Origin of the sequence: Streptomyces sp. L7 (assembly GCF_050990935.1) — a bacterium.
Taxonomy (GTDB): Bacteria; Actinomycetota; Actinomycetes; order Actinomycetales; family Microbacteriaceae; genus Leifsonia.
Genome location: NZ_CP194644.1, coordinates 914612 through 929954, shown reverse-complemented (window position 1 = coordinate 929954; position 15343 = coordinate 914612). Strand labels below are relative to the sequence as shown.

The following is a 15343-nucleotide window of genomic DNA, read 5'->3' as shown; positions in this document are numbered from 1 at the left end:
GCCTCGCGCCGCAACGCCCCGAAAGGAACACCACCGATGTCCCAGTTGACCACCATCATCGCCGCCGCCGCGGCGGAGACCCACGTCGAGCTGCCCATGCCCACCTGGGCCTACGGCACGATCGCGATCGTCGTCTTCCTCTGCCTGCTCGGTGTCATGTTCAGCTTCCGCGACGTCGCCAACCGTCACAGCCACCGCTCGGCGAGCGACGCCGCGTCGCACGCCGGCGCCCCGGGCGCCACCCACCACGGCACCGGTCACCCCACCCAGGGGCACTGAGGCTTCCCGCACCGCCCCGCCACATGGAGCTGACCGAGAAGAGCCGCCCACGCATCGGCGTGATGGGCGGGACCTTCGATCCGATCCATCACGGTCACCTCGTCGCCGCCAGCGAGGTCGCACAGTCGTTCGACCTCGACGAGGTGGTCTTCGTGCCCACCGGCCGACCTTGGCAGAAGGGCGAGGTCACGTCGGCCGAGCACCGCTATCTGATGACGGTGATCGCCACGGCATCCAACCCGCGCTTCACGGTCAGCCGGGTCGATGTCGACCGCGTCGGTCCCACGTACACGATCGACACCCTCCGGGATCTGCGCGAGGAGCGACCGGACGCGGAGCTCTTCTTCATCACCGGCGCCGACGCCATCGCTCAGATCCTGAGCTGGCGCGATATCGACGAGCTGTGGAAGCTCGCGCACTTCGTTGCTGTGAGTCGCCCGGGACACGACCTCAATATTTCTGGATTGCCGAAACAAGACGTAAGCTTGTTGGAAGTTCCGGCCCTGGCGATCTCGTCCACCGACTGCCGGAGCCGGGTGAGCAGGGGATTCCCCGTCTGGTACCTCGTCCCCGACGGGGTGGTCCAGTACATCTCCAAACATCACTTGTATCGGAGCGTGGAATGACGTCATGGCCTGAACAGCCAGCGGAAGCGAGCCAGCCGCCGCAGACACGGCGACAGGCCAGAGAGAGTGAGCGTACGGCGGCTCGTCAAGCGTCGCGCCGTGCGGGCACCTCCGAGGCGACCCCGGCGGGAGAGATCCCCAAGACGTCGTCGACCCCGGAGCCGACGCTCACTCCTCGGTCGAGGAGCAGGCTCCCGCCATCCCCGCCTCCGCGTTCGCCGAGCCCGGCGTCTCGTCGGGCGGCAGCTTCGACAACCTCCTCTTCAGCGCTCCGAAGCGCCCGGCCGCCGACCCCAGCGCCGACGCCGCGTCGTTCGACCTCTTCCGGCAGGCGCCGGACCAGTCCAAGCCGGAGCCGGTGACGCAGCCGATGTCCGTGCTCCCGGGGTCGGCGGCGACTCCCGTCCGCGCGGCCTCCCCGCAGACCACCACGGCTCCGTCGGCGGCGTCGGACGACGAGTCCGATCCGACCGGCGAGCGCACGCTCACCCGCCGCGAGCTTCGGGCCATGCTTCAGGCACAGGCGGCGAACCAGGCGAACCACTCGCCGGCCATCGCCGAGCCGATCGTTCCCGTCACGTTCACCGACGAGGGGGCGCCCGCGGCGCAGCAGGCCGACACCCCGGTGACGTCCTCGCCGGCCTCCGCCTTCACCGCCTTCGGGTCGCAGGCTGCTGCCGCGCCGGCGGCGCCGGCCGCAGCCGCTGCTGCTGCACCCGCCGAGGCGGAGGAGGACACCTCGGCCCAGGAGCGCCGCCCCTTCACGCCGCCGACCGGCCACTGGTCGATGGCAGCCGAGCTCGAGGACGGCTCCGAGCCGATCACCTCGCGCAACGTCGGCCACTCGACCGCGGCCACCACGACCAACGCACTCATCCTCCCGTCGCTGCCGCAGGCGGACGCCACGGGCCCGTTGACGAGCACCGGCGAGATCCTCGTCACCGGTTCGATCGACCTCCCGCGCACGCTGGGAGCCACCGGCGCGCACGACCGCATCGACTCCTCGGACATCGACCGGCTGCTGGACAGCGAGGAGAACGAGTTCAACACCTCCGAGGTCGCGCCGGTGCGCGCGTCGCGCGCGATCAGCACGCACACGTCGACGCGCGGCGTGATCGCCCCGCCGAAGAAGCGCGGCAACGCCCTCCCGGTCGTGCTCATGGTGACCGCGGGCGTGCTCGCCGTCGGCGTGATCGGCCTGCTGATCGCGGCGTACGTGCTCCACGTCTTCTGATGACCTGCGAACGCCTCCTCTCGACCCGCACTCTCCCGAAGGACTCTCTGTGACCGCATCCCCGCACGCCCGGGACATCCTCCAGCTCGCGGCCGCCGCCGCCGACTCGAAGGGCGGCACCGATCTGGTGGCGCTCGACGTCTCCGGCCCGCTGCCGTTGACGGACGCGTTCCTCCTGGTGTCCGGCTCGGTCGAGCGCAACGTGATCGCGATCGCCTCCGAGGTGGAGGACCGCCTGAACGACGCGGGCATCCGCACGCTGCGCCGCGAAGGCAAGTCGGAGGGCCGCTGGATCCTCCTCGACTTCGGCGACCTGGTGGTGCACGTCTTCCACGAGGAAGACCGCATGTACTACGCCCTCGAGCGCCTCTGGAAGGACTGCCCGGTCCTGCCGCTCGAACTGCCCGTCCACACGGCGGAGTAGCGGCTCGCGCGCACACGCCCGGGCTGCACGGCCGATTTACGATGCGCCGCCCGCGTGTAGTACGCTTGATGAGTTGCCCGGGGAGCCCGGTCAACGCACGAGAAACTGAATACGGGTCTGTGGCGCAGCTGGTAGCGCACCTGCATGGCATGCAGGGGGTCAGGGGTTCGAGTCCCCTCAGATCCACTGGGAACGAAAGGCCGGCTTCTTCGGAAGCCGGCCTTTTCTCGTGTGCGTGGTCGTTCGCGATGACCTCCGAACGGGTGGAGGCGGCGGACGCGGGTGAGTCGGTAAGGTCACTGACTGTGACCGAGTACGCGGAAATGAACGACGGTGGCATGATCGTCGGCGGCGTCTGGATCGCTGTGCTCGCAACCGCGGCGCTGGTGTTCCGGCCGCGCGTCGTGGCGTTCCTTGTGCGCTTCACAGTGGCGGACACCGACGAGGAGAGCCGGCGTCGAGACCTTCGGGCTGGAGTCGCCCTCCTCGCCGCCTTCGCCTACGTCCTGGTCGCGACGCTCGCGAGCGTGCTCCTGATTCCGCGGACGATGTCGCTGTGGGCGATCGGCATCGGTCTGCCGATCGCCGTCGTCATCAACGTGCTCTACTGGGTGCGGTTCAGGAGAGCTGGGCTCTCCGTCCGCGGCTGGACGCGCGGCGATTAGGGCTTTGTCGCCGCCCGAACACGATCACAGCGACCAGCGCCGCCACATACGCCGCCACCGCAGCGATGCCCAGTGGCGTCCGGGCCGCGAGGGCGATCGTGCCGGCGACGGGGATGACGCCGACGAAGGCGCCCACCGACGAGACCACGTACGGCAACGGGTCCTCCGTCGCGTTCGCGTCGCCTTTCAAGCGCAGCGTGGTCACGTCGCCCTTCGTGGTGACCTCCCTGACCCGGTGGGTGATGAGTCCCGTGCCGCCGTCCTGGCGGGGGACCGTCACGATGTCGCCCGCCACGACCTCCGACGCGGGGACCGTGCGGTAGAGGATCAGCGACCCCACGGGCAGTGTGGGCTCCATCGAGCCGGAGATCACGATGACCGGACGCAGGCCGAACACCGCGCAGACGGCGACGGCCGCGATCGCGATCACGCCCAGGACGGCCGAGAACGACAGCAGGGCCGAGCCGAGCCACTGCCACAGGGAACGTCGAGGGCGGTCAGGGCGTCGAGGAGCCATCGAACTCCACCTCCAGGGCGGTCTGGCCTCCGTTGTAGGCGGCGGTCTCCGGGGTGTCGACATAGAACAGGGTGATACTGAGGTCATGGCGGCTGCCGGCGCTGCCGTCCACCCAAGCGGCTCCGTCGGACAGCGCCGGCGCCCCGCGGGCGGGCAGGCGTCCGAGCACCCCCGTCGCGGCCGCGACCGTGGCGCCCTGACTGGGGTCGGTGGCGCTGCCCCCGACCAGGAGCGTCCCGGTCGTCGTGTCGACGACCGTCACGTCGGACGGTCTGACGGTCACGGTGAGCGCGGCGGCGAGCTGCGGGGAGTTGTTGGCGACGCCGAGGTCCACCGTCACCGAACGGCCGGGGACGAAGCCGTCGTCGCCGGCGATCGGCACCGTGACGGCCTGCCCGGGCAACGCCTGCGCGACGTTCCCGTCCGGGAGGACGGAGACGATGTCGAAAGCCGCGCCCCCGACACCGTCCGGTCCGACGTTCAGCCCGGCCTGGTCGGTGAACGCGCTCATGGTCGCGCCGACCGTGAAGAGCGAGGCGGAGAGCACGAGCGTGCCGACGGCCACGGCGGCGAGGGCGATCCGCCTGCGAGGTGTCTTCCGGTGCTTCATCACGACCCCGGCGGAGTCATCGTGGTCAGGCCCTGGACGGCGTTCGTCGGGACGGTGTTGTTCGCCCAGCCGTTGATGATCGAGTAGTACGAATTGTTGTTGCCGCCCGCGGTGCCGCCTCCCCAGTTCACGAATGAGCCGTCGGCGTTCAGCGCCGTCCCGGAGTAGCCGAAAGCGCCGATGGCGGTCACGCTGCTGCCGAGCGGAGCGAGCTGCGCGGGAGTGACCTGGTTCGTCGTCGACGGCGTGCCGAGTGCGGGGTCCGGTCCACGGCCGAACGAGTAGCGGCCGTAGACGTAGACCTGGCCGGACTCGCCGAGCAGCACGACGTAGTCCTGGCTGGGCGCGACCGCCTTGACGGGATCGTCGTTCGGGAGCGCCAGCGCCATCGGTGTGGCGCTGACGACGCCGGACACGTAGGCGCGGCCGGTGCCGTAGTTGGACGCGTCGCCCCAGGTCACCAGGTGGCCGCCGTCGAAGACGAGCTGGTTGCCGAAGTAATGGCCGGTCAGCGACGTGATCGTGCAGGTGTCGCCGGGGAGCCCATGACGACGCCGACGCTGTCGCACCCGGACTGCGCGAACGGCGACAGGAAGGTCGACCGGAACGGGGCGTACCGGTTCGTGCCCAGGTTGTCGCCGGACGGATCGGACGCGTAAGACGACCCGGAGTTCGCCCAGCCCCACCAGAACACGCCGGTGGTCTGGTCGTTGGAATCGAAGTTCCCTCGGATGGCCCAGCCGTTCCACATCCCGGCGCCGATGCTGTGCACGCCTGACATGATCAGCGATGGCGTCGCCGAGGACGCGCTCGCCGTGCCCTGGCCGGTGATCCCGCGACCCTGCGGGTTGCCCCAGGTGTAGAGGTCTCCGGTGCTGGTCAGGGCCATGAAGACCCCGGACGACGAGCGGAGGTCCACGACGGTTCCAGGGATGGAGACCGGCCCCGGCTGCGTGTACGGGATCGGCGTGCCCGGCCGTCCCATCACGTTGTTCGAGCTGTTGCCGCCCCAGGTGTAGACCTGTCCGTCGTCGGACAGCGCCGCCAGCCCGGTGTAGCTGATGTTCGTGGGGTAGTAGTTGTCGAGGCTGGTGCCGGCGACCTTCACGATGTACCGGTGGTTCGGGCCGGGGTAGCCGTCGTTCGGGAGGATGACGGGCGTCGGCGGCGCGTTCGACGGGACGGTCAGTGTGCCGGTCCCGGCCAGTCCGTTGCCGCGGTAGCCCCACACCCACAGCGTCCCGTCGTCCTGCAGCGCGGTCGCTGTGTTGGCCAGGTAGGTGTCCGTCGGGACCAGCCGCGTCGACTGGGTGAGCAGCGGGCTGTCGGTCGGGGAGGTCTCCGCCTGGGCGGTGTCCGTGTAGGCGGCGGTGGTGGCCGGCACGGCGGCCAGGGGCGCGAACGCCACGGCCACGAGGGCGAACGCGGCGCCGACGCGCTGGGCTGTCCGGTTCGGTGATCGACGCGTCATCGCTGTTCACTCGGCTTTCGTCGTCGGAGACGGAGCAGGACGCCGACGCCGAGGAGGGCGACGGGGACGCCGACGCCGATCAGCGTGAGGCCGGTGTCGGCGAGCGGCGGCAGGGGAGGCGGCGCGGACGCCAGCGAGCTGAGCCGGATGGTGAGCTGCGCGCTCCGCCCCTGGTACTCGTTCCCGGCCGCCGCGGTGAGGACGACGTCGCCGGAGACGGACTTCGCACCACCGCCGGCGACCGTGCCCAGCCGTACCGGGGCACCCCCGATCAGCCGACGCAACGGGGTCTGCGGGACGACGGTCGCACCGTCCACCTGCACGCGCACCTGGAGCGCGTCGTCGATCGCGGCCGCGGCGCCGGAGACGTCCAGCACGTCGAGGTAGACCGTCGAGACGGAGGAGGCCGGATTCTGCACGGTGGCGGACCAGGGAGTCTGGTGGCCCGGCCCCGGCAACTGCACGGTCACGACCTGGGCGGGTCCTGCTGCGGCGGCCGGCTCGACTCCGGCGAGCGCGAGCAGCACGGCGGCTGCGGCGATGGCGGCTCTCCTCACGAGGTGCTCCCGTCGAACCGGACGCCGAGCACGAGGCTCCGGTTGAAGATGTAGGGGTTCCCGACCGCGTGCGGCAGAGTCACGTGGACCTCGACGGTCTTCGGTACGGACTGCGTCCAGCCCGTGATGACGGGCGGGGTCGCGTCGAGCGCCGCCGCGGTGGACGCGGTGACGACGGCGGTCCCGTCGACCGTGATCGTGAAGAGGGCGTAGTCGTACGGGTCGGCGCCGGGGCCTGCGGCTCCGGGGTCGGGCGGTCGGCTGCCGGGGTAGGCGTTGTAGAGGGCGAGCTGCACGGGGCCGGTGGCGGGCGTCGTGGTGACGACGCGCATGTCGACTGCGGCGGAGGCGTCGAACGTGATGGCGCCGCTTCCGGAGCTGTCGAGGGCGAACGGGGTGGGGTTGCCCTCCTGCACGGCTCCTCCCGAGTCGAGGAACGCGATGTTGTAACCGCCGCCGATGGCGCCGTTCGTCCCGAGGCCCGGCGCGGACTGGTCGGTGAAGGCGGCCGAGGTGGTCCCGACCGCGGAGACGCCGAGGACGACGCTGAGGCCCAGGAGTACGGTCGCCGCCAGCGCGCCGCGGCTGCGCGGCCTCCCGGGGAACCGGTCCCGTCGCGCGGTCACAGGCTGACTCCGGTGAACATGAGCTGGACAGGTGTCGTCGTCCCGTTGGCCGACGCCGGAGCATCGGCCGGCAGGGCGACCTCGACGTCCAGCACCCGGGCGGCCCCCGGAGCCGTGGTCCCGGTGAGCGGGATGTCCACCGCGCCGGAGGGCGGTACTGCGGCCGCGTACACGTGGCCTCCTTCGGAGATGGTGAAGCGCAGCTCGGGGAAGAGGGGGTTCGGGGTGGCCGGATCGATCAGGTGGACGCTGATCGCTCCGGCCAGTCTCGGGCTGTTGTTGCGCACGGCGACGCGGGCCTGCACCGAGGTGCCCGGCTCGAGCACGGTGGCCGGAAGGGCCACCACGAGCGGGTCCGGGCGGCCTTGCTGCCACTCGGCGGCGGTCGGCTGCCAGCCGGGGACATCGCTACCGGCGACCTGGAGGTCGAAGGTGTTGTCGCGGCCGTCCAGCGCCAGGATGACGTCGGCCCAGTTCACTGTGCTGGCGGCGGTGAAGGCGATCGCGGACGCGACGCAGACTCCCGCGGCGGACAGTGCGGGCCGACGCCACCGCCGACGTGTGCGCAAGGGGCTCGAGGTCATCGGATCAGGGAGTCGACGTACCGTTGAACTGCGCCTGGATGAACGCCTTCATGCCGTTCAGGTCGTTGTCGGTGAAGGTGGACCCGGACTCCGCCTGGGTGAGCAGCCGCACCGAGATCGTCACGTCGGACACGTCGCCGGCCGCGAGGTCGTTGAGCGTCAGCGCGCTGAGCTGGGCGAAGGTCAGGTCGGTGACGCTGATCGGCGTCGCGCCGAGGGAGGTCGCCGGCATCGAGACCGAGAACCTCAGGCTGGACAGGTAATCCGGGTCGGTGACGTCGGCTCCGCTGTCCGGGAGCTGCACGAGTCCCAGCGAAAGAGTCGAGTTCAGCGTCGCGGACGCGTTCCTGACCGGGATGTCGACCGAGATCGGTGCGCTGCCCGGGAAGATCGTGTTCGCTCCGACGATCTCGATCGGCGCGCCCGCCGGGGTGTCGGCCTCCTGCCACGAACCGGGGATCTGCGCGCCGGTGACGGGGTCGGTGTCGACCACCTGGATGTTGTACTGATCGGCGCCGATCCCGTTGGCCCCGAGGTTGAGGTTCGCGAAATCGGTGAAGGCGGCGGCGGTGACCCCTGCCGCGATCGCGACGACGGCGCCGAGGCCGATCACCGCCTTGGTCCTCCTGGACGTTCCGCGCTTCTCGGGCGCGGCGGCTTCCTGCGTCATTGCTCTCCCTTGGTGTCTCGCAACGGCCTCGGCCGTCGTCAGGGACGTGACGGTAGCACCGCGTCATTTCGCTGCTCCGGCGCGGAAATACGGGATACTTCGCGGGCCGCGCAGCCCCGGCCGGCTCCCGCGGCCGCAGAATCGTCTGGGCTTTCACCCTGCCCTGTCCGGCGGCGAGGCGACCTCCACCCGAAAGCGGCCATCGCTTAGGATTCACGCAGTCCGTATTTCGAACCGCCCGGGGGATCCGCATGACCGACCTGCCTCGCCGTCAGCAGCGTGCGCGCGGGCCCGCGCCGGTGCGGCACGGCCGGCTGCCGCAGCGAAGGCTGCTCGCGGCCGTTCTCAAGCTGCTGGCGGGCGTCGTCGCGATCGCCGTGGTCACCAGTGTCTCCGTGGCCGCGTTCGCGGTGTGGGATGTGGCGCGCTCGGTGAAGCACGGCGTCACCCTGGTGACGCTGCCGGGCCACACGCCCGTCCCGCAGGACATCCCGGACGTCGGAGCCATCCCGGGCGGCGTCAACCTGCTGCTGGCCGGCACGGACAGCCGCAGCGGGCTCGGCGGCGTGTACAACTCGGCCGCGGAGCAGGATGCCAGCACGGGCGAGGGCAACAACGACGTCACGATGCTGCTGCACATCGCGCAGGACCACAAGAGCATGATGGTGGTGAGCTTCCCGCGCGACCTCATGGTCCCCATCCCGACCTGCCCGACGCCCGACGGCAAGGACACGGTGAGCGGGTCGTCCTCCGCGCAGTTCAACACGGCGCTCTCGCGCGGTGGTCTCGCCTGCGTCGTGCTGACGGTCGAGAAGCTCACCGGCGTGACGATCCCGTTCGGCGCGGTCATCAACTTCAACGGGGTGAGCGCGATGTCCACCGCCGTCGGCGGCGTGACGGTCTGCCTGGCGTCGAAAGTGAAGGACGACTACACCAACCCGCCGCTCGACCTCCCTGCAGGTGAGAACACGCTCGTCGGGGACCAGGCGCTCTCGTTCCTGCGCAGCCGGCACGGCGTCGGCGACGGCAGCGACCTCGGCCGCATCTCCAACCAGCAGGTGTTCCTGTCCGCGCTCGCGCGCAAGGTCGTCAGCGGCGGAGTGCTCGGCAATCCGGTGCAGCTCTACGCGCTCGCGAAGGCGACCGTGCAGAACGTCACGCCGTCGCAGACGCTTACCAATCCGACGACGCTGGTGGAGATCGCCCTCGCGCTCAAGGACACCGGGCTGCAGAACATGGTCTTCCTGCAGTACCCGGCGGTGGCGGACCCGGACAACATCAATCGCGTCATCCCCGACGAGGAGGCGTCGACCGCGGTGAACGACGCGCTGGTGAACGACCAGCCCGTCGCGCTCACCGGCACGACCGGCCGCGCTGCGGAGGACCCGGGCGCGACGGCGACGCCGACCCCCACCTCCTCGCCGAGCGAGACCGCGACGGCGCCCGCGAGCCCGACCGGCACGGGCACTCCCGCGCCGACCGGCTCGTCCGGCGCGGTCGATCTGCCGTCCACCGTCACGGGCCAGACGGCCGCGCAGCAGACCTGCACCAAGGGCAACAACTGACCGCCTGCAGTCTCACACGGTCGGCGGTGTCACGAGGAAATGCCAGCCGATCCACCACCAGAACAGCAGGATGGCGACCCGGGCCGCGCGCTCGGCCATCACCCGGTCGAGGAGGCTGCTGAGCGGGGCGATCCGGTCGGGACGCCGACGCGACTGGACGACGAGCGCCACGATCAGGACGCCGCAGAGCACGAAGCCGCCGATCGTGACCCACCTCATGCGAATCTCCCCTTCATGTCGACCTCCCGCGCCGCAGCAGCGCGTAGCCGCCGAGAAGCCAGCACGCGACGAGCAGCACCCGCGCCGGCGGCCAGGCCAGCAGCGGATCGATCAGATCCGAGAGCGCAGGGAATGCGTTCTCGCTGCCGGTGAGGTCACGGCCGAGGAAGAAGACGCCGATCTCCCAGAGGCAGCCCGCGACGAGGACGACCGACCACAGGATCGCGGAGCGGCGCACAGCCGATCCTGGCGCCACGGCGTCCGCGCGGGAGCGGTCGGCCCAGGCCACCGGCAGCAGCAGCATGCCCAGCCCGACCACGATCGCCGCGTCCGCGGGGCCGTACAGCGGCGTGAAGCCGAGCGTCAGGGAGGCGACGACGATGAGCGTCCCGGCGATGACGCGGCGGGAGACGGTGTCACGGTCGGCGGGCATCCGGAGCGGGACGCGCAGCCAACCGAGCGCGTCGAGCGTGAGCACCACGGCCCCCACGACGTAGATCGCGGCGTCCACCGGTGCGCCGCGGGCGGCGTGGAAGACGGCCGTGATCACGAGCACGCCGATCCAGCCGGCCCGCGTGATCGTGGCCGGGGTCGGTCGGCGCCGGCCGGAGGATCGCTCGGAGTGCGACAGCTCTGACACGAGCCACACCGTACGCCCGACGCGCGTGCTTGCGCGATCAGCTCGCCGGGACGTTGAATGAGCACATGGCCACCGAGAAGATGACGTCCCTGCAATTGCGCGTCCTGCTGATCGCGATCCTGGCCAGCTTCGTGGCGTTCCTCGACGGCGCCGTCATCAACGTGGCGCTGCCCGCGATCGACCGGGAGCTCGGCGGCGGCCTGCCGCTGCAGCAGTGGGTGGTCGACGCCTATCTGGTGACGCTCGGCTCACTGATCCTGATCGCCGGCTCGCTCTCGGACGTGTTCGGGCGCAAGCGCATCCTGTACGTCGGGCTGGTCGGGTTCGGGATCACCTCGCTGCTGTGCGCGTTCGCACCGAGCGGGGTCTTCCTGGTGCTGTCCCGCGCCCTCCAGGGTGTTGCCGGAGCGCTGCTGGTGCCGTCGTCGCTGGCGATCATCATCTCCCGGTTCGAGGGTCCGGCGCAGGCCAAGGCGATCGGGCGCTGGACGGCCTGGACCGGCATCGCCATGATCGCGGGCCCCGTCGTCGGCGGGTTCTTCGTGGACGCGCTCTCGTGGCGCTGGGTGTTCGTGATCAACGTGGTCCCCATCGCGGTGACACTCGTCCTGATGTGGACTCTCGGCGACACCGACACGGGGATGGGCGGCCGCGTCGACATCCTCGGCGCGGTGCTCGGGTCGGTCGGCCTGGCCGGCACGGTGTTCGCGCTCATCGAGCAGGGCGCCTACGGCTGGGGGAGCCCGCGGGTCTGGATCCCCTTCGTCGTCGGCGTGCTGTCGTTGATCGGGTTCTTCTTCGCCGAGACGCGGGTCAAGCAGCCGATGCTGCCGCTCGGCCTGTTCTCCGTGCACAACTTCTGGGTCGGCAACCTCGCCACGGCGTTCGTCTACGGCGCACTGTCGTTCGGGCCCCTGATGGTGACGCTGTTCCTGCAGCAGGTCCTCGGGTTCTCGGCGTTCGTCGCGGGCTTCGTGTTCATCCCCTCGACGCTGTGCATGCTGCTGCTGTCCAGCTACTTCGGCGGCCTGGCCGGCCGGTACGGCCCCCGGTTCTTCATGGCGGTCGGACCGTTCGTCGCGTCTGCCGGCTTCCTCTGGCTGCTGATGATCGGGCAGGGGGTCGACTACTGGTTCGAGTTGCTGCCCGCGGTACTGCTCTTCGGTGTGGGCCTCTCGATGACCGTCGCGCCGCTGACCAGCGCGATCCTCGGCTCGATCCACCCGGGTCAGGCGGGCATCGGCTCCGCGGTGAACAACGCGGTCGCCCGCATCGCCGGGCTGCTCACCGTCGCGATGGCCGGCATCGTGATCGGGCAGAAGCTGGACGTGGCCGGGATGCACCGGGCGATGCTCGCGACGGCGGCACTGCTCATCGTCGGCGGCGTGGTGTCGGCCATCGGCATCCGCAACCACGAGCCGGCCGCCGAGCCGATCACGACGGCGGTCGAGTAGCGTTCAGGCGGCCGTGATCGACTGCCCGGCCAGCGCCAGCATCGCCACGTCGACGAGCGCGCAGGTCATGATGAGCTGCATGAGCAGCCGGGTCGGGCTGCGCCGCAGCAGCAGGACGACGCCCGCGACCACCGCCGCCAGCCCGATCACCAGGCCGACGAGGAGCAGCGGACGCACCGGGAGCCCGGGCCCGACCGTGATCAGCACGGTCGCCACGGCGAGGCAGCCGAAGGCGAGCAGCCCGCTGGCGCGCGCGCCGAGGCGATGCGGGAGGCCGCTGACACCGGTGCGGGCGTCGTCGGCGAGGTCGGGCAGCACGTTGGTGACGTGCGCGGCGACGCCGAGCAGCGCGCCGGCCGCGAGGACCCACGGCGCCGGCCACGCCGGGTGCACCTGACCGAGTGTCGCGATCGCGGGGAGGAGGCCGAAGCTCACCGCGAAGGGGACGAAGGACGCGGCGGTCGACTTGAGCCCCAGGTTGTACGCCCAGCCGCCCGCGATCGCGACCCCGTGGGCGATCAGCGCGCCGACGCCGAGGAACGCGGTGACGGCCAGCGAGGAGACGAGAGCGACGAACGCGGACGCGCGGACGAGGGCGAGCGGGATCTCGCCACGGGCGGCGGGCTTGTCCGCACGGGCGACCTCCCGGTCCCGGGCGGCATCCAGCCAGTCGTTGGACCAGCCGATCGAGAGCTGCCCGAGCAGGATCGCGACCGCCAGGACCACGAGCCGGCCGGGAGGGTAGCCGAGGCCGATCCCGAGACCGGTCGCCACGACCGTGACCACGGCGGTGGGCCCCGGGTGGCTGGCGAGCAGCAGGGAGATCGGCTTGGACGCCATCCCGCCATCGTAGGGCGGCAGCGGCGGGGAGGGCGACGGCGCGGCGCGAACCGGGACGGCCGGCGTGCGGAGGCGCCGCCAAGGGCCACGGGTTACCATCGGACGATGCGCCGCCCCCGATGGACGACGGCCGCTGCCCTCCTGGTGATCGCGACGACACTGGGCGGGTGCGCGGCCAGCGGTTCGACGCACCCGCGGGCGGCCGCCCCGAGCCCGTCTGCGACGCAGCGGGCAGCGACTCCCGCGCCGGATCCGGTTCAGGGCTACGCGGACGAGCGGCTGCGGAACCTGACCCTCCGCCAGAAGGTGGCGAGCCTGTTCATGCTGCACGCGGCGGGCACGGATCCGGCCGCGCTCCGCGGGTTCGTCGACCGTTACGGCCTGGGCGGCGTCATCCTGATGCCGGACAACATCCCGGCGACGCCGCAAGCCCTCGCGGCGGAGACCGCGGCGACCCGCGCCTCCGACCCCGGGCTGCCTCCGCTGGTCGGGATCGACGAGGAGGGCGGGGACGTCACCCGGCTGTCGTGGGACCGCCTCCCGGGCGCGGAGGCGTTGCGCACGCTCCCGCCGGCGGCGACACAGCAGGCCTTCGCGCAGCGCGCCGCGCTGCTGAAGCAGGCCGGCGTGAACCTCAACTTCGGGACCATCGCCGACGTGACGGCCGACCCGCGCTCGTTCATCGCCGACCGCATCCTCGGGACCGACCCGGCCTCCGCCGCCGCCCGCGTCGCCGCGTCGGTGACGGGGGAGCACGGCACTGTGCTCAGCACGCTCAAACATTTCCCCGGCCACGGCGAGACGGAGGCCGACTCGCACCACACCGTCCCGACCGCCGCCGTCGACCACGCCCGCTGGGCCGCACAGGACGCGCCGACGTTCCGGGCGGGCATCCAGGCGGGCGCAGAGGTCGTGATGTTCGGCCACCTCGCCTACAGCGGAGTGGACGCCGCGCCCGCATCGCTCTCGCCGGCCTGGCACCGCATCCTCACCGACGAGCTCGGCTTCCACGGGGTGACCATCACCGACGACCTCCGGATGCTGCAGGACACCGGGCTGCCGCAGTACCAGGACGCGGGCGCGAACGCGGTGGCCGCGATCGCGGCGGGCAACACGATGGTGCTGATGATCCAGGGCGCCGAGGATCCGGACGCTCTCATCGGCGCGGTGGTGGCCGCCGTGCAGGACGGGCGCATCCCGCTGCGGCAGGTGGATGCGGACGCCCGGGCGCTCCTGGTGCTGCGGCGGTCGCTCGCCGTGCACGGCTGACGAACGCCCGATGGTGTCGTGTCAACTTTTTCGCCGGATCCGGAATAGCCGCGTTATCCATGCGGTTGCATGCATCTGACAGCGTCCGATCGCGTCCCAACCGACTCAAGGAGAACCGAATGAGCATCGACATCCCCGGATACAAGGCCGGCACCTGGACCATCGACCCCGTGCACAGCGAGGTCGGCTTCAGCATCCGTCACCTCATGATCAGCAAGGTGAAGGGCGTCTTCGAGAACTTCGACGCCTCCTTCGTCACCGCCGAGAACCCGCTGGAGTCGACCGTCTCCGCCACGGCCCACGTGACCTCCATCAACACCAAGAACTCCGACCGCGACGCGCACCTGCGCACCGGCGACTTCTTCCTCGCCGAGGAGTTCCCGACCATCGACTTCGTCTCCACCGGTGTTCGTCACGAGGACGGCGAGTTCCTCGTCGACGGCGACCTCACCATCAAGGGCGTGACCAAGCCGGTCACTTTCGAGTTCGACTTCGGCGGCTTCGGCCAGGACCCGTACGGCAACTACAAGGCCGGCGCGACCGCGAAGACCAAGATCAACCGCGAGGACTTCGGCCTCACCTACAACGCGGCGCTCGAGACCGGCGGCATGCTGCTCGGCGACGACGTCACCATCACCCTCGAGCTCCAGGCCGTCCTCCAGGCCTGACCCTCCCGGTCGCAAACCGCCGAGTACGCGAATAGTCCGCGTGCTCGGCGGTTTTCGCATGACTCGTCGCGTACTCGACGGCTGCCTGCGCGGGCTGCGGCGTGGTGGGTCAGCGGAAGTCGCGGGAGGCGGTGCGGATGGCGGTGTCGAGAGGCTCGAGGCGGTCGGCGATCACGTTGACCACGCCCTCCTCGCTGCGCTCCAGGATGCCGCGCACGATCATCGCCGGCGCCTGCCTGGCCACCCGGCGGTAGCGGTTCCACACCCCGACCGGGCAGATGATGTTCACCAGGCCGGTCTCGTCCTCCAGGTTGAGGAAGGTCACCCCCGCCGCGGTCGCCGGCCGCTGGCGGTGCGTGACCACGCCGCCCACCTCGATGCGGCGCCCGGACTCCGCGACCGCCAGCGTGTCGGCCGCCCGCACC

Annotated in this window: 22 protein-coding genes and 1 tRNA gene; 10 read left to right on the top strand and 13 right to left on the bottom strand. The window is 71.0% G+C overall.

The window, feature by feature from the left end:
• Window positions 1-36: 36 nt before the first annotated feature.
• Entirely contained in the window at window positions 37-279 is a 243-nt protein-coding gene (locus tag ACR5MH_RS04600; RefSeq protein ID WP_431346414.1) for a hypothetical protein, read from the top strand.
• A gap of 23 nt (window positions 280-302) precedes the next feature.
• Window positions 303-905: a nicotinate-nucleotide adenylyltransferase gene (gene nadD / locus ACR5MH_RS04595; RefSeq protein ID WP_431346415.1), complete on the top strand. Its 603-nt coding sequence runs from the start codon at window positions 303-305 to the stop codon at window positions 903-905.
• Window positions 906-1073: 168 nt separating this feature from the next.
• Here nadD and ACR5MH_RS04590 read toward each other — a convergent pair whose 3' ends face one another.
• Window positions 1074-1394, bottom strand: coding sequence for a hypothetical protein (locus ACR5MH_RS04590; RefSeq protein WP_433862343.1), 321 nt, complete (start codon window positions 1392-1394; stop codon window positions 1074-1076).
• 19 nt (window positions 1395-1413) lie between these two features.
• On the opposite strand from ACR5MH_RS04590, the gene ACR5MH_RS04585 reads away from it, so the two are divergent.
• The 4 genes from ACR5MH_RS04585 to ACR5MH_RS04570 all read left to right on the top strand — a co-directional run bounded on the left by ACR5MH_RS04585 (window position 1414) and on the right by ACR5MH_RS04570 (window position 3228).
• Window positions 1414-2139: a hypothetical protein gene (locus tag ACR5MH_RS04585; RefSeq protein ID WP_433862342.1), complete on the top strand. Its 726-nt coding sequence runs from the start codon at window positions 1414-1416 to the stop codon at window positions 2137-2139.
• A 49-nt stretch (window positions 2140-2188) separates the two neighbouring features.
• Window positions 2189-2563: a ribosome silencing factor gene (rsfS, locus tag ACR5MH_RS04580; protein ID WP_431346418.1), complete on the top strand. Its 375-nt coding sequence runs from the start codon at window positions 2189-2191 to the stop codon at window positions 2561-2563.
• Between the two features lie 113 nt (window positions 2564-2676).
• Window positions 2677-2749 (top strand) — tRNA-Ala (locus ACR5MH_RS04575).
• Window positions 2750-2811: 62 nt separating this feature from the next.
• Window positions 2812-3228 (top strand): hypothetical protein, encoded by a 417-nt coding sequence (locus ACR5MH_RS04570; RefSeq protein WP_433862341.1) that lies wholly within the window; start codon window positions 2812-2814, stop codon window positions 3226-3228.
• Here the strand turns inward: ACR5MH_RS04570 and ACR5MH_RS04565 are convergent.
• Genes ACR5MH_RS04565 through ACR5MH_RS04530 form a run of 8 tightly spaced genes read right to left on the bottom strand, consistent with a single transcriptional unit; the run spans window position 3182 to window position 8263 of the window.
• On the bottom strand, window positions 3182-3745 hold the full coding sequence (locus ACR5MH_RS04565) for a signal peptidase I (RefSeq protein ID WP_431346420.1): 564 nt from the start codon (window positions 3743-3745) through the stop codon (window positions 3182-3184). The genes ACR5MH_RS04570 and ACR5MH_RS04565 overlap by 47 nt on opposite strands.
• Entirely contained in the window at window positions 3726-4358 is a 633-nt protein-coding gene (locus tag ACR5MH_RS04560) for a hypothetical protein (RefSeq protein WP_431346421.1), read from the bottom strand. Before ACR5MH_RS04560 ends, ACR5MH_RS04565 begins: the two co-directional genes overlap by 20 nt.
• Window positions 4355-4924: a hypothetical protein gene (locus ACR5MH_RS04555; protein ID WP_431346422.1), complete on the bottom strand. Its 570-nt coding sequence runs from the start codon at window positions 4922-4924 to the stop codon at window positions 4355-4357. Before ACR5MH_RS04555 ends, ACR5MH_RS04560 begins: the two co-directional genes overlap by 4 nt.
• A complete protein-coding gene (locus ACR5MH_RS04550) occupies window positions 4864-5826 on the bottom strand; it encodes a hypothetical protein (RefSeq protein WP_431346423.1) in 963 nt (320 codons plus the stop codon). The genes ACR5MH_RS04555 and ACR5MH_RS04550 overlap by 61 nt, the downstream gene beginning before the upstream one ends.
• Window positions 5823-6383 carry a hypothetical protein gene (locus ACR5MH_RS04545; protein ID WP_431346424.1) on the bottom strand — a complete coding sequence of 187 codons (561 nt, stop codon included), beginning with the start codon at window positions 6381-6383 and terminating at the stop codon, window positions 5823-5825. The genes ACR5MH_RS04550 and ACR5MH_RS04545 overlap by 4 nt, the downstream gene beginning before the upstream one ends.
• The gene (locus ACR5MH_RS04540) at window positions 6380-7009 is read right to left on the bottom strand and encodes a hypothetical protein (RefSeq protein WP_431346425.1); all 630 of its coding nucleotides are present in this window, start codon (window positions 7007-7009) and stop codon (window positions 6380-6382) included. The genes ACR5MH_RS04545 and ACR5MH_RS04540 overlap by 4 nt, the downstream gene beginning before the upstream one ends.
• A complete protein-coding gene (locus ACR5MH_RS04535; protein WP_431346426.1) occupies window positions 7006-7593 on the bottom strand; it encodes a hypothetical protein in 588 nt (195 codons plus the stop codon). Before ACR5MH_RS04535 ends, ACR5MH_RS04540 begins: the two co-directional genes overlap by 4 nt.
• A 4-nt stretch (window positions 7594-7597) precedes the next feature.
• Window positions 7598-8263 (bottom strand): hypothetical protein, encoded by a 666-nt coding sequence (locus ACR5MH_RS04530; RefSeq protein WP_431346427.1) that lies wholly within the window; start codon window positions 8261-8263, stop codon window positions 7598-7600.
• Window positions 8264-8514: 251 nt separating this feature from the next.
• On the opposite strand from ACR5MH_RS04530, the gene ACR5MH_RS04525 reads away from it, so the two are divergent.
• Window positions 8515-9828, top strand: coding sequence for an LCP family protein (locus ACR5MH_RS04525; RefSeq protein WP_433862340.1), 1314 nt, complete (start codon window positions 8515-8517; stop codon window positions 9826-9828).
• A 12-nt stretch (window positions 9829-9840) separates the two neighbouring features.
• On the opposite strand, the gene ACR5MH_RS04520 is transcribed toward ACR5MH_RS04525, so the two are convergent.
• Window positions 9841-10047, bottom strand: a complete 207-nt coding sequence (locus ACR5MH_RS04520) for a DUF6186 family protein (RefSeq protein ID WP_431346429.1) — start codon at window positions 10045-10047, stop codon at window positions 9841-9843.
• Window positions 10048-10060: 13 nt separating this feature from the next.
• Entirely contained in the window at window positions 10061-10687 is a 627-nt protein-coding gene (locus ACR5MH_RS04515; protein WP_431346430.1) for a hypothetical protein, read from the bottom strand.
• Window positions 10688-10752: 65 nt separating this feature from the next.
• On the opposite strand from ACR5MH_RS04515, the gene ACR5MH_RS04510 reads away from it, so the two are divergent.
• A complete protein-coding gene (locus tag ACR5MH_RS04510) occupies window positions 10753-12141 on the top strand; it encodes an MFS transporter (protein ID WP_431346431.1) in 1389 nt (462 codons plus the stop codon).
• 3 nt (window positions 12142-12144) lie between these two features.
• On the opposite strand, the gene ACR5MH_RS04505 is transcribed toward ACR5MH_RS04510, so the two are convergent.
• Window positions 12145-12981 (bottom strand): UbiA family prenyltransferase, encoded by an 837-nt coding sequence (locus tag ACR5MH_RS04505; protein ID WP_431346432.1) that lies wholly within the window; start codon window positions 12979-12981, stop codon window positions 12145-12147.
• Between the two features lie 105 nt (window positions 12982-13086).
• Between ACR5MH_RS04505 and ACR5MH_RS04500 the strand changes: the two genes are divergently transcribed.
• A complete protein-coding gene (locus tag ACR5MH_RS04500; protein ID WP_431346433.1) occupies window positions 13087-14250 on the top strand; it encodes a glycoside hydrolase family 3 N-terminal domain-containing protein in 1164 nt (387 codons plus the stop codon).
• Between the two features lie 119 nt (window positions 14251-14369).
• Window positions 14370-14918 (top strand): YceI family protein, encoded by a 549-nt coding sequence (locus tag ACR5MH_RS04495; RefSeq protein ID WP_431346434.1) that lies wholly within the window; start codon window positions 14370-14372, stop codon window positions 14916-14918.
• 109 nt (window positions 14919-15027) lie between these two features.
• Here ACR5MH_RS04495 and ACR5MH_RS04490 read toward each other — a convergent pair whose 3' ends face one another.
• Entirely contained in the window at window positions 15028-15342 is a 315-nt protein-coding gene (locus ACR5MH_RS04490) for an OB-fold nucleic acid binding domain-containing protein (protein ID WP_433862339.1), read from the bottom strand.
• Between the last annotated feature and the right edge of the window lies 1 nt (window position 15343).